Origin of the sequence: Actinoplanes aureus (assembly GCF_015704865.1) — a bacterium.
Classification (GTDB): Bacteria; Actinomycetota; Actinomycetes; order Mycobacteriales; family Micromonosporaceae; genus Actinoplanes; species Actinoplanes aureus.
Genome location: NZ_JADQTO010000011.1, coordinates 246,642 through 259,379 on the forward strand (window position 1 = coordinate 246,642; position 12,738 = coordinate 259,379).

At 72.2% G+C, this 12,738-nt stretch carries 11 protein-coding genes; 5 read left to right on the plus strand and 6 right to left on the minus strand.

Features of this window, described 5'->3' with window-relative positions; translation table 11 throughout:
- Nucleotides 1–50 precede the first annotated feature (50 nt).
- Nucleotides 51–2,015: an AfsR/SARP family transcriptional regulator gene (locus I4J89_RS24255; RefSeq protein ID WP_196416339.1), complete on the plus strand. Its 1,965-nt coding sequence runs from the start codon at nt 51–53 to the stop codon at nt 2,013–2,015.
- Here I4J89_RS24255 and I4J89_RS24260 read toward each other — a convergent pair.
- The 4 genes from I4J89_RS24260 to I4J89_RS24275 form a co-directional block, all read right to left on the minus strand.
- Entirely contained in the window at nt 1,936–2,253 is a 318-nt protein-coding gene (locus tag I4J89_RS24260; RefSeq protein WP_196416340.1) for a DUF3349 domain-containing protein, read from the minus strand. The two genes, I4J89_RS24255 and I4J89_RS24260, sit on opposite strands and share 80 nt — an antisense overlap.
- Nucleotides 2,250–2,543 carry a hypothetical protein gene (locus I4J89_RS24265; protein WP_196416341.1) on the minus strand — a complete coding sequence of 98 codons (294 nt, stop codon included), beginning with the start codon at nt 2,541–2,543 and terminating at the stop codon, nt 2,250–2,252. Before I4J89_RS24265 ends, I4J89_RS24260 begins: the two co-directional genes overlap by 4 nt.
- A gap of 13 nt (nt 2,544–2,556) precedes the next feature.
- The gene (locus I4J89_RS24270; RefSeq protein ID WP_196416342.1) at nt 2,557–3,777 is read right to left on the minus strand and encodes an inorganic phosphate transporter; all 1,221 of its coding nucleotides are present in this window, start codon (nt 3,775–3,777) and stop codon (nt 2,557–2,559) included.
- Nucleotides 3,778–3,861: 84 nt separating this feature from the next.
- Complete coding sequence (locus I4J89_RS24275; protein WP_196416343.1) at nt 3,862–5,526, minus strand: aminotransferase class V-fold PLP-dependent enzyme; 1,665 nt, start codon at nt 5,524–5,526, stop codon at nt 3,862–3,864.
- Nucleotides 5,527–5,643: 117 nt separating this feature from the next.
- Between I4J89_RS24275 and I4J89_RS24280 the strand changes: the two genes are divergently transcribed.
- Nucleotides 5,644–6,267: a class I SAM-dependent methyltransferase gene (locus tag I4J89_RS24280; protein ID WP_196416344.1), complete on the plus strand. Its 624-nt coding sequence runs from the start codon at nt 5,644–5,646 to the stop codon at nt 6,265–6,267.
- Between the two features lie 133 nt (nt 6,268–6,400).
- On the opposite strand, the gene I4J89_RS24285 is transcribed toward I4J89_RS24280, so the two are convergent.
- A complete protein-coding gene (locus tag I4J89_RS24285) occupies nt 6,401–7,543 on the minus strand; it encodes an NAD(P)/FAD-dependent oxidoreductase (protein ID WP_309238455.1) in 1,143 nt (380 codons plus the stop codon).
- A 158-nt stretch (nt 7,544–7,701) separates the two neighbouring features.
- Here I4J89_RS24285 and I4J89_RS24290 point away from each other — a divergent pair, with 158 nt between their 5' ends.
- From I4J89_RS24290 to I4J89_RS24300, 3 genes are all read left to right on the plus strand, one after another.
- On the plus strand, nt 7,702–8,829 hold the full coding sequence (locus I4J89_RS24290) for a hypothetical protein (RefSeq protein ID WP_196416346.1): 1,128 nt from the start codon (nt 7,702–7,704) through the stop codon (nt 8,827–8,829).
- Between the two features lie 69 nt (nt 8,830–8,898).
- Nucleotides 8,899–10,848, plus strand: coding sequence for a GMC family oxidoreductase N-terminal domain-containing protein (locus tag I4J89_RS24295; RefSeq protein WP_196416347.1), 1,950 nt, complete (start codon nt 8,899–8,901; stop codon nt 10,846–10,848).
- Nucleotides 10,845–12,260, plus strand: coding sequence for an aldehyde dehydrogenase family protein (locus I4J89_RS24300; protein WP_196416348.1), 1,416 nt, complete (start codon nt 10,845–10,847; stop codon nt 12,258–12,260). The genes I4J89_RS24295 and I4J89_RS24300 overlap by 4 nt, the downstream gene beginning before the upstream one ends.
- Here the strand turns inward: I4J89_RS24300 and I4J89_RS24305 are convergent, their stop codons facing one another.
- The gene (locus I4J89_RS24305; RefSeq protein WP_196416349.1) at nt 12,261–12,680 is read right to left on the minus strand and encodes a PPOX class F420-dependent oxidoreductase; all 420 of its coding nucleotides are present in this window, start codon (nt 12,678–12,680) and stop codon (nt 12,261–12,263) included.
- Nucleotides 12,681–12,738: the final 58 nt, after the last annotated feature.

Consider the following 12,738-nt stretch of genomic DNA (forward strand, 5'->3'; position numbering starts at 1 on the left):
GTCGCGGGTCCGGATGAGCAGCGAATGAGCACGGCGGTAGCGTGACCGGCGTGCGGATCCGGTTCGGCGTGCTGGGGCCGGTCGTCGCCGAGGACGAGACCGGTCGGCCGGTCGACCTGAAAGGCCCGATGCACCGCGCGGTGCTGGCCCGGCTGCTGGTGGCGCGCGGGCGAGTCGTGCTGGTCAGCGATCTGGTCGACGATCTCTGGGTGGCGCCTCCGGACGGCGCGGTCGCCGCGGTCCGCACGTTCGTAGCCGCACTGCGGCGCGGCCTCGAGCCGGACCGGCCGCCCAGGGCGCCGGCGGCGCTGCTGATCACCAAAGGGCCGGGGTACGCGCTCAGCCCGCCCCCCGCCGATGTCGACGCCTGGCGGTTCGAGCAGGTCGTGCTGGATCCGGAATCGACACTCGCCGCGCTCACCGAGGCGCTCGGACAGTGGCGGGGACCCGCGTACGCCGACTTCCCCGATGCCGCCTGGGCTCGTGCCGACCGGGCCCGTCTCACCGAACTGCGCCTGCACGCCGTCGAGCGGCAAGCGGCCGCCCGCCTCGATCTGGGCCGTCCGGCCGAGGCGGTGCCGGATCTGGACGCCCACGTGACCGAGCATCCGTGGCGGGAGGAGGGATGGCGGCTTCTGGCCACCGCGCTCTATCGGAGCGGGCGGCAGGCGGACGCGCTCGCCGTTCTGCGGCGGGCGCGGGAACTCCTCACCGGGCAGCTGGGCATCGACCCGGGGCCGGCTCTGCGCGCCCTCCAGAGCGATATCCTCACTCAGGAGCCGCACCTGGACGGTCAGGCGGTCTGGACGCGGGCCGCGGCCACCTATGACCGGGTTCTGCGCGGGGGTCCCCGGCTGGAGGCAGCGGTCGGGCTGCTGCGGAATCTCGCGGTGGCCGGGCCGGACGGGCTGGAGGCGGCGCGGGAGCAGCGGGCAGCGGCTGTCGCAGCGGCGGAGCAGCTCTCCGATCCGGAACTGACCGCTCGGGTGATCGGTGCCTATGACGTTCCGGCGATCTGGACGCGTGTCGACGATCCGGAGCAGGCGGGCGCGGTCGTGGCCGCGGCCGAGCGTGCTCTCGCGGCCCTGCCGTCCGATGCCCACCCGACCGTGCGGGCGCGGTTGCTGGCCACCATCGCCGTGGAGTCGCGGGGGACGACCGAACCTCGGCCGGTGGCGTGTGCCGCTGAGGCGGAGCGGATTGCCCGCGAGCTCGATGATCCGGGGTTGCTGGCGTTCGCGCTCAACGGCGTGTGGATGCAGAGCTTCGGCCGGATCGGGCAGTCGGGCCGGCGGGATGCCATCGGTGCGGAATTGGTCGCCCTCGCGAGCCGGCACGCGCTGGTGACGGCTGAGGTGCTCGGGCACCTGATCCGGATGCAGGCCAGGTCCGCGGTCGCCGGGTTCGCCGAGGCGGACCGGCATGCCGCGGCGGCTGACGCCCTCGCGGCCCGGCACTCGTTGCCGCTGGTCGGCGTCTTCACCGACTGGTACCGGGCACTTCGAACCGACGTGGCCCGGGACGCGCGGGCCGAGCAGGCCGAGCAGGCTTATCGGGCGGCCGCGGCGCGATTGGACCGGGCCGGGATGCCGGGGATGCGTGCCGGTCTGCTGCCGCTCGCGCTGCTCGGGATGCGGGTGCAGCGAGGGCTGCCTCTGGTCGACGAGGGCGGCTTCGGCCCGTACGAGGCATGGGTCCGCCCTCTGCTCAGCCCTGGCATGGCCGTGGGTGACGTGCCTGATCCGCCGCCCGGCCCGCTGGCCGAGGCGCTCTGGTGCCTGGTCGCGCGGGCCGCCGTGGATGCCGGCGACGATGCGGCCATGCGCCGGGCCCGGCGGGCCCTGGAGCCGGCGGCAGGCGAGTGGGCCGGAGCCGGGAGCGGTCTGCTGACCGTCGGCCCGGTCCGGCCCTACCTGGACGCCATCGACCGCCGGCTCAGTCGGCGGGCGGATCGGCGAGCGGCCACCCGCCCGCGGCCAGGTGCGCGGACACCCGGACCACATCCTCCGGCGTAGCCTGCTGGAGGACCGTGCTGTTGATCATCGCCTCGATGTCCTGCGTGGTGATCGGGTCCGGGGTGCCCTGCGACTGATCGGCCAGCTCCTGGGCGATCTTGCGGATCTCGTCCTCGGTCAGCTTCCGGCGCAGCAGGCCGAGCAGCGCCACGTAGTCCCGCCGGGGCACCCCGTCCGGATAGCCGGCCCGCAGCCACTCCACGGCCCGGGTGACGAAGCTCGACCGCTGCTCGCTCACGACTTGTCCACCAGCGTCGGGATCACGTTCTCGAAGCTCAGCGTCTTGCCGAGCCCGGTCGCCACGATGTAGGTCAGGCCCAGCAGCACGCCGAGCAGGACGATCCCGAAGCAGACGTACCCGACGATCGTGCCGGTCCGGTGCGGGCTCCCGCCGGAGACCTCGCCACCGGTGCCGTAGGCCATGGACCGCACGCCCAGCGCGAACAGCGCGGGCAGGCCGGCGCCGAGGATCAGGCTGGCCAGCAGTACCTTCCAGGCGCCGTCGAGCGCCAGTTGCAGGTTGTGCATGTCGCGCCGCCTCTCAGCTCGCGTGTCCGGCGGGAACCCGGGCCGGTGCCCGGTCGTCCTGCCATTCGTCGTTGACGTTGTGGTGGTTCACCGGCGTGCGACGCGAGCGCGCCCACATCAGCCCGGTCAGCGCCAGCAACAGCGCGAAGATCACCACGGCGCCGGCGGAACCGCCGATCAGGTCCGCGATCCACCACATCAGGGCGCCGGCGAGCCCGGCGGCGGGCATGGTGATCAGCCAGGCTGTCACCATCCGGCCGGCGACCGCCCAGCGCACCTGCGCACCCGGCCGGCCCACCCCACTGCCCAGGATCGACCCGGTGGCGACCTGCGTGGTGGAGAGCGCGAAGCCCAGCTGGCTGGAGGAGAGGATCACCGCGGCCGAGGCCGACTCGGCGGCCATGCCCTGCGGCGGGCCGATCTCGACTAGGCCCTTGCCGAGCGTACGGATGATCCGCCACCCGCCCAGGTAGGTGCCGAGCGAGATGGCGACCGCGCAGGTGACCTTCACCCAGAACGGGATCGCGCCGGTGTCCGACCACTCGCCGGCCGCGATCAGCGCGAGGGTGATGACGCCCATGGTCTTCTGCGCGTCGTTCGTGCCGTGTGCGAGCGAGACCAGCGACGCGCTGCCGATCTGGCCCCAGCGGAAGCCGTTGTCGGTGAACCGGCGGGCCACCCCGACGGTCAGTCTGTAGATCAGCCAGGTGCCGACGCCGGCGACCACGCCGGCGATCACCGGCGACAGGATCGCGGGCAGGAGCACCTTGCCGACCACGCCGTCGAGCTTGCTGCCGTCCCCGGTCCAGTTGACGCCGGCCCAGCCCAGACCGGCGACCGCGCTGCCGATCAGGCCGCCGAACAGGGCGTGCGACGAGCTCGACGGCAGGCCCAGCAGCCAGGTGAAGACGTTCCACACGATGGCGCCGACCAGGCCGGCGAGCACGATCAGCAGCAGTGCCGTCCCGCCGCCGTCGAGGGTTTCGGTTTTCGGTGTGCCGTCGCTGTTCTGGATGCGTACCACCGCGTTCGTCACCGTCAGCGCCACCTGGACGGAGAGGAACGCGCCGACGAGGTTCAGCACCGCCGACAGCAGGACGGCGACCTTCGGCCGGAGAGCGCCGGTGGCGATCAACGTCGCCATCGCGTTGGCCGTGTCGTGGAAGCCGTTCGTGAAGTCGAATCCGAGGGCGGTGATGACCACGAGCGTCAGAATCACTAGTGTCTCGGTCACAAGACGAGCGTTACCCCGCGAATCGCCCAGCTCCCAGCAAGAGCGGAGAGTTCCGGCCTTTTTCGCGAGAGGTTCATCGATTCGTCAACCGCCGCGAGGTTTGGACTCCCAACAGGTGTCCGGGAGCAGGAACCAGCGCAGCTTCTCGAAGCCGGGCGGCAGGTCGAGGCGTACCCCGTCGGCCGGCTCCGGCCGGGAGGTCAGGATCCGGCGGGCGTCCACCAGGTAGCCGGCCAGGACGTCTTCGCCGGCCGTGCACACCGGCGCGTCGGGCATGGACACCGTGCCGTCGTCGGTGAGCCGCAGATCCGCCAGCCGCACCGGTGGCGGAGCGTGCCGGACGTGCGTCCACCGGGCGGTCCGCGGGTCGAACCGGTAGTCGGGCAGCAGCCGTGACCCGTACCGGGCGATCAGGGTGACCGCCTCGATCAGGAAGTCGGCGATCGTGTCGGAGATGAAGTAGTTGAGGTTCAGCCGGGTCCAGCCCGGTTTGACGCCCTCCCAGCCGGCCAGGATCTCGTCGCGGAACTCCCGGGAGTGCGGTGCGTCGATGCCGAGCAGCCGGTGGCCGTACGGGCCGGCGCACGAGCACCCACTCCGCGCCTGGATGCCGAACAGGTCGTTGAGCAGCGCCGCGACGAAGTTGTGGTGCAGGTAGCGGTCACCGGCGCGGATCTGGAACGAGACGATCGACAGGCGGTCCGCGTCCAGGTCGCCGAGGATGCCGATGTTCGGCTCGGCGGTCCAGCGTCGGCGGGCGCGCAGCCACAGCTCCCGCTCGCGGGCCTCGATCAGATCGGTGCCGACCGCGTCCTTGACGGCGAACACCAGGCCGGCCCGGATCGACTCGACGATCGCCGGGGTGCCGCCCTCCTCGCGGGCCACCGGGTCGTCCAGGTAGCGGTGGCCGGTCGGGTCCACGTACGCCACCGTGCCGCCGCCCGGCGTGACCGGCACACGGTTGGTCATCAGCCGCCGGTCCACCACGAGCACACCCGGCGTCTGCGGTCCGCCGGGGAACTTGTGCGGCGACAGGAAGACGGCGTCCTTGCCGGCCATCGAGATCGGCACGTACGGCCCGGCGGCCGCGTAGTCCCAGACCGACAGGGCGCCGTGCTCGCGAAGCACCCGGGACACCGCCGCGGTGTCGGTCAGGATGCCGGTGACGTTCGAGGCGGCGGAGAAGCTGCCGATCCGAAGCGGCCGGTCGGCGTACGCCAGCAGCGCCGCCCGTAGCGTGCCCAGATCCACGTGACCGGTGTGATCCGAGTCGATCTCCACGACGTCGGCGATCGATTCACGCCAGGGCAGCTCGTTGGAGTGGTGCTCGTACGGCCCGACCAGGACGACCGGGCGCTCCGTGGCGGGGATGTGCGCGCTCAGCCCGTACCGATCATCGAGGTTTTCCGGGATGCGAAGCCCGACGATCGCGGCCAGCTTGGCCACCGCCGCGGTCGACCCCGAACCGCAGAAGATCACCACGTGCTCGGGACCCGCGCCCACACTGCGGTGAATGATCGACCGGGCCTCCTCGCGAAGCGCACCGGTCTGCGCGCCGGTCGCCGACGCCTCGGTGTGCGTGTTCGCATAGCCGGCCAGCACATGATCGCGGATGAAGTCCTCGACGAAGTCGAGCGCCTGCCCCGACGCCGTGTAGTCGGCGTAGGTGATCCGCCGCGGCCCGAACGGGCCGTCCAGCATCCGCCCGGCCCCGGCCAGCCCGTCGCGAATCCGTTCCAGCTTCCCCATCGGCCCGGTCCTCCCCGTCGAGGATCAGCGCTGCCCGCCAGCCTCCACCGTGCCGCACCCGGTCCAGTGCCGTCGTCGGATGTTCGGCCAGGCAATCGGCCGGTTACGGTGAGGGCCGTGGACCTATCACAACGGACCGCCAAGGCCCGCCGCGTCTGGGACCGGACCGCGCCCACCTACGACCGGCAGATCGCCTTCCTGGAGAGGCACTGGTTCACCGGCGGCCGCGAGTGGCTCGGCGCCCGCGCCACCGGCCGCGTCCTGGACGTGGGCGTCGGCACCGGCCGCAACCTGCCGCACTATCCGGCCACCGCGGTGATCACCGGCATCGACCTGAGCCCGGAGATGCTGGCACACGCCCGGCACCGCGCCGCCGGCCTGAACCTCGCCGCCGACCTGCGCGAGGGCGACGCACAGCAGCTGCCCTTCGGTGACGCCACGTTCGACACGGTGGTCTGCGCGCTCTCGCTGTGTGCGATCCCCGACCCGCGGGCCGCGGTCGCCGAGATGCGGCGAGTCCTGGTCCCCGGTGGCCGGTTGCTGCTGCTGGACCACATCGGCAGCACGTGGCCGCCGATCTACGCCGCGCAGTGGCTGGTCGAGCGCGTCACCATCGCCACGGCCGGCGAGCATTTCACCCGCCGCCAGCGGCCGCTTGTCGAAGCCGCCGGCTTCCAGGTGGCCGAGGCCGAACGCCTCAAGGCCGGCACCATCGAACGCCTGCACGCCGTCGCCCCCTAAAACCTTTGAGGGGTACGCCTTTCCGGCTCCCGCCGAATCGGGACCGTCCCCGGACCACCCCGCGGCCGCCGCACGGCGAGACGCCCCACCGCGCCCGCCGGGCCCGGGTGGTGGGTTGCGCTTCCAACGGCTGTCACGTTCCGCTGTTCCGGCCGACCGGCACGGGGTGGGTGGTGACGTCCGGAAAGGAGCGGTCGCCGAACAGCACCCGAGCGGCCATCGCGCGGCCGGCGCGGTTGCGCAGCAGGGCGACCGCCGCCTCGGCCGCACCTGGGGAACGGACCGCCGCGTATGCCCGGCGCAGCAGCAATCGCCCGCTGAAGTGTGATCGCAACCCACCGCCGTCGTAGCGGCGCAGCTCATGCTGGTCACCGGTGCGCAGGAAGTCGGCGGTGACCGACGCGGCCAGCTCGGACAGGCGCAGGCACGGGTCGAGACCGCCGGCGGTCAGCGGGGAGACCGCTCCCGCCGCGTCACCGACCAGCAGCCCGGCCGGGGACGCGAGCCGCCGCAGCACTCCGCCGACCGGGATCGGGCCGCCACGCCGTTCGATCGGGCCGGCCGGTGCGGTCCGGCCGGGCGCGTCGGCGGCGAAGGCGTCCAGCAGATGCCGGACACCGGCGCGCATCACCGACGGGTAGCCGGCCACCCCGACATGCGCGTGCCGGCCGTCGTCGATCACCCAGGCCAGATATCCGGGGGCCACCCGTGGGTCGAGGACGCAGTGGAACGCCGGGGTGTTCCGGCCGGAAGCGACCGGGTGAACCAGTTCGGCGCCGACGAGAAACCGCCGGTTGACGTCCAGGCCGAGATCGCGGGCCACCCGGGACCGGGCACCGTCCGCGCCGATCAGGAACCGGGCCGACACGGGCTCGGCGCCGATCAGGAGGTGGGTCGCGGGGGAGTCGTGCGAGGCGCCCGCGTAACGCACCCCGAGCATGACCCGGACCCCGGCGACCTCCGCGGCGCGCCGGGCGTGCTCGTAGACGGCGGCCATGTCGGCGACCCGGTATTCGTCACGGTCGCTGGTGAGCCGGATCGGGCTCCGCCGCGACGGCGGATACAGCAGCACGTCGCGGATGCCCGGCCCGAGCAGGTGGTCCGGCAGGCTGAAATCGTCGAGCGTACGGCGTACGAAGATCCCGGTCGTGCGGATGCCCGCCGTGAGCGACCGGCGGCGCTCGACCACCAGCACCGACAGGTCCCGTTCCGCGAGCCGGCGGGCGGTGTGCAGCCCGGCCAGGCCCGCACCCACCACAAGGACGTCAACTCTCACAACCTGCGACGTTAGGGCCGAACCCGGGTACGGCCACCCACCCGCACGCGACCTCCCCGACATCTCCACAACGCCGTGCCGGACGATGTCCGAGATCCGCCGGAAGATATGCCCCTTCGCCCGATCCGGCCGCCGGCCACCCGCGCGAGGGTGAGGAGATGCTCCCGGAACTGGCCGGAAAGTGGCGCGCCGATGCTGAGCTGATCATCACCGAGGTGGTGGGGGTCAACGACGCTCTCGACCATGCCGAAGCCACGTCGGTACTCGAACATACCGAGTTCACCTACCTGGATGAGACCGAACAGGCACGCCGCGATCTCCGCGCCCGGTCGCTCCTGATCGACGCCGGTATGGGACTGATGCGCGCGCTCGAGTCGGTGGCGAACGACGATGCCCTGTGGGATCAGTTGTCGGCAGACGATCGTCGGGCCCACGAATTCGCGCCGATGACGTTCGAGAAACAGATGTACCTGCGGGAGATCTGCGCCCACGACATCCCGGCCGTGCTGCGGAGTCTGGGCTATCCCGATCCGCCTCCACCGCCACCGGCGGAGATCTGGGCGACGTGGATGCGCGAGCCGTTGACGGCCGTGCTGGCCGCCCCGCCCGACGAGGGGAACCTGAGCCGGCGGGCCGCCGAGGCCCAGCTACAGCTCAGGTGGTTCACCAAGCGGTTCCGATGGCTGCTGGAGCGGGCGATGACCGACCGATCGGCGCCGCAACCGGTGGACTCACCGGTGGCGCGGCGGACTCTGGCCGCGGAGCTGAACTCGGCCCTGCGCCCGGCGATCGCCGTGAGCATCGCGGCCGGCGTCGCGGGCGGGGTGGCGGGTTCCATCGTCGGCGGGCCGCCCGGAGGTGTGGTCGGCGCCCAGGCCGGTCCGCTGCTGGTGGCCGGCGGGGTGGTTCTGACCGAAACGGTGAAGGAGTTCGCCAAGGTCATGCTGCAGACGATCGGCCTCCATACCCTTGCCCATCCGGCGGCCACCGAGCTTCCCGGCGACCGGCGGGAAGGGCAGATCAGAGACCGTCTGAGACTGCTCGATAAGGCGCTCCACGCCCTGGACAAGTGCGGGCCCGACGACGGGGCACGGCGAGAGCGGTGGGAGTTCATCGCCCGCCGCGAGGCCTTCGCCGTGCTGGAAGCGGCGGGACACCTGCCCGCGATAGAGCAGCGCGCCTGGGACTCGGTTCGTTCGATCCTCGACGGGATCCGTGGCGGCGACGCGCGCGCGGCCAAGCTCGAGCTTTCGCGACTGGGCAATCTGCTCGGTCCGTGGGCATAGATCCCCGTCGTACATTGATGGTCTCTGTCCGGCCGCCGACCTTCATCGCCGAAGTAGGAGGACCGCATCGTGACCGACATCCTCTCCCCGAATCAGACCGCGGTGTTGCGCCTGTTGTGCGACACCGTCGTGCCCGCCGTCCCGCATCCGGACGACCGCGACGGCTTCTGGGGCCGCCGCGCCACCGACGTCGGCGCCGACCAGGGCGTGCTGGCCATGCTCGCGGCCATGCCCGCCGAGCAGCGGGAGGCGATCGGCGGCCTGCTCGACGTGCTCGGCGCGCAGGGCTTCCAGCCCGCCGCCTCGCAGGAGTCCCGCGAGCAGATCCTGACCACCCTGTCCCTCGCCTCGGCGCAGGCGGCCGCCGGCATCGGCTCGCTGACCAGCCTCATCCTGCTGCTCACCTACGGCGCCACCGACGCCGCGGGCCGCAATCCGAACTGGACCAGGCTCGGCTACCCCGGCCCGGTCACCGCGGCACCGCCGCCCGACGAACCGGCGATCACCCCGCTGCGGCCGGAGCAGGACGTCGATCTGGAGGCCGACGTCGTCGTGGTCGGCTCGGGTGCCGGCGGCGGCCTGATCGCCGGCCGGCTCGCCGCGTCCGGCGCCCGCGTCGTGGTCCTGGAGGCCGGCCACTACCGCACCGAGGCGGACTTCCACCAGCTCGAACTCGCCGCGTACCAGAACTCGTACTGGCGGGGCGGGCCGAACCCGACGACCGACCTGAACGTCACGCTGATGGCGGGCGCCGGGCTCGGCGGCGGCACGGTCATCAACTGGACCAACTGCATCCGGACCAAGGATTGGGTACGCCGGCAGTGGGCTGACGACCACGGCCTGACCGACGTGGCCACGCCCGCCTTCGACAGGCATCTGGACGCGGTCTGGCGTGAGCTGTCGGTCAACGACCAGTGCTCCGAGTTCAACCCGGTGCACGAGGCCATGCACCGGGGTGCGGACGCGCTCGGCTGGTCGTTCGCGACCGTGTACCGCAACTGGGACTCCAAACGGCACGACCCGGCGATCGCCGGGCACCTCGGCTTCGGGGACGCGTCCGGGGCGAAACGCTCGACGCTCAAGGTCTACCTGGAACCCGCGGTGACCGAACACGGCGCCCGCGTCGTGGACGGCTGCCAGGTCCAGCAGATCCTGGTGGCGAACGGCCGGGCGGCCGGCGTGCGGGGCCGGTGTGCGAACGGGGCGGCGGTGACCGTACGCGCGCCGGTCGTCGTCCTCGCCGCCGGCGCCCTGGAGTCGCCCGGCGTGCTGCTGCGCTCCGGCATCGGCGGCCCGGCGGTGGGGGACTACCTGCGGCTGCACCCGGTCACGATCACCATGGGTGACTACGGCACCGACATGCGGGCCTGGTGGGGCGCACCGCACGCCGCGCTGGTCAACGAGTTCGCGAACGTCGAGGACGGCTACGGCTTCCTGATGGAGAGCGTGCAGTACACCACCGGGCTGGGCGCCTCCGCGCTGCCGTTCACCACCGCCGCCGAGCACAAGCAGGCGCTCGCCGACTACCGCAACCACGGCTCGTTCATCGGGCTGGTCCGCGATCACGGGCACGGCCGGGTCACCCTGGACGCGGCCGGCAACACCGCACACTGGTACGCGCTCACCGACGAACTCGACGCCCGCAACACCCGTCGTGCCCTGGAGGCGCAGATCCGGCTGCACCACGCGGCGGGCGCCCGCGGCATCCGGGTGCTGGCCCGCGGGATCCCGCCCTGGCGGTACGGGGACGACCTGGACGCGTACATCGCCCGGGCACAGCGGTTGCCGCTGCGAGCCGGCGGCGCCACCCTCTTCAGCGCACACCAGATGGGCAGCTGCCGGATGGGCACCGACCCGGCCACCAGCGTCGCCGACCCGCGCGGCGAACTGCACGACACCCCGGGCGTGTGGATCGGTGACGCCTCGGCGTTCCCCACCCCGTCCGGCACCAACCCGATGATCACCATCATGGCCCTGGCGTCGAGGACCGCCGAGAACATCAAGGAGGCGGCGCTGTGAACACGGACAAGCTCTTCATCGGCGGACAGTGGGTACCGTCCACCTCCGGCGAGACGATCGACGTCGTCAACGCGTACACCGAAGAGGTCTTTGCCAAGATCCCGGCCGGCGGCGCGGCTGACGCCGATGCCGCGGTGGCCGCGGCCCGCGCCGCCTTCGAGGCCTGGTCCGCCAGCCCGCTCGCCGACCGGGTCGACCTCTGCACCGCGGTCTCGCTGCGGTTGCAGCAGCGCTCGGAGGAGATCGCGGCGCTGATCGCCCGGGAGATGGGCTCGCCGCTGCCGTTCGCGCTCGGGGTGCAGGCCGCGCTGCCGGCCGCCACGTTCGCCTCGATGCAGTACCTCGTGGAGGATCTGCCGTGGCAGCAGCGGATCGGAAACTCCCTGGTGGAGCGCGAGCCGGTGGGTGTGGTCGCGGCGATCACGCCGTGGAACTACCCGCTGCACCAGGTCGCCGCCAAGGTGGCGCCGGCCCTGGTGGCCGGCTGCACGATCGTGGTCAAGCCGAGCGAGCAGGCGCCGCTGAGCGCGTTCGTCCTCGCCGAGATCCTAGCCGAGGTGGGTCTGCCGGCCGGAGTGTTCAACCTGGTCACCGGCTACGGCCCGGTCGTCGGGGAGGCCTTGGCCGGCCATCCGGACGTCGACATGGTGTCGTTCACCGGCTCCACCCGGGCCGGGAAGCGGGTCAGCGAGCTCGCCGCGGCCACCGTGAAGAAGGTCGCCCTCGAACTCGGCGGCAAGTCCGCCAACATCATCCTCGACGACGCCGACCTCAAGCAGGCGGTCGCCGACGGCATCGCGAAGTGCTACATCAACTCCGGGCAGACCTGCTCGGCGCTGACCCGGATGCTGGTGCCCCGGGCCAGCCTGCCGGTGGTCGAGGAGATCGCCGCCGCCGTCGCCGGGCAGATCACCGTCGGTGACCCGTTCGCCGCGGACACCGCGCTGGGCCCGCTGGTCTCGGCGACGCAGCGCGACCGCGTGCGCGATTACATCGCGCGCGGCCAGGCGGAGGGGGCCAAGCTGGTCTGCGGCGGCGCATCGCCAGTGGAAGATCAGAAGACCGGCTATTTCGTACGCCCGACCGTGTTCAGCGACGTCACCCCGGAGATGACCATCGCCCGTGAGGAGATCTTCGGCCCGGTGCTGACGATCCTGCCCTACGACGACGAGGCCGACGCGGTCCGGATCGCCAACGCCACCGACTACGGCCTGGCCGGCGGCGTCTGGTCAGGGGACCGGGACCGGGCGATCCGGGTCGCCCGCCGGCTGCGCACCGGCCAGGTCGAGATCAACGGGGCGGCGTTCAACCCGCTGGCACCGTTCGGCGGGTACAAGCAGTCCGGGCACGGGCGGGAGCTCGGCCCGTACGGCGTCCTCGAATTCACCCAGGTCAAGTCCATCCAGCTGTAGTCAGGCGGGTGCCCACGGGCCGACGCCACCGACCCGGTCGATGCGGTAGCGGATGAGGTAGCCGGGTTTCCTCGGGGCGGGGAACTCGGCGTCCGGGGCGACGTACACCTTGCCGAGCCGGTTGAGCAGGTCCCATGCCTGCTCGCTCGGCTCGACGGTGGCCGTCGCCCGCAGCACGGCGTGTTCGGCGAGGAAGACGCCCGGGACGCGGGGAGCGTCGAACGACACCACGACCCGCGGGTCGCGTTCGATGTTGCGCAGCTTGACGTTGCGGCTCAGGTGGCCGCTGACCAGGTCGTCCCCGTCGACGCCGATCCAGATGACGGAAACCTGCGGGCTTCCGTCCGGGTTGATGGTGGTGACGTGGGCCAGCGGGCCGGAGGCGACGAGGTCGAGGAGTTCCTTGGGCAACGCACTCATTGATCGAGGCTAACCCGCCCGTCGGGATCGGCGTACCCCGCGAAGGCGGGCGCGCCGC

What these genes read in the sequence shown, in the direction of transcription:
- I4J89_RS24265 (WP_196416341.1), bottom strand. Translation starts at nt 2,543, where the DNA reads ATGCACAACCTGCAACTGGCGCTCGACGGCGCCTGGAAGGTACTGCTG.
- I4J89_RS24275 (WP_196416343.1), bottom strand. Translation starts at nt 5,526, where the DNA reads ATGGGGAAGCTGGAACGGATTCGCGACGGGCTGGCCGGGGCCGGGCGG.
- I4J89_RS24290 (WP_196416346.1), top strand. Translation starts at nt 7,702, where the DNA reads ATGCTCCCGGAACTGGCCGGAAAGTGGCGCGCCGATGCTGAGCTGATC.
- I4J89_RS24305 (WP_196416349.1), bottom strand. Translation starts at nt 12,680, where the DNA reads ATGAGTGCGTTGCCCAAGGAACTCCTCGACCTCGTCGCCTCCGGCCCG.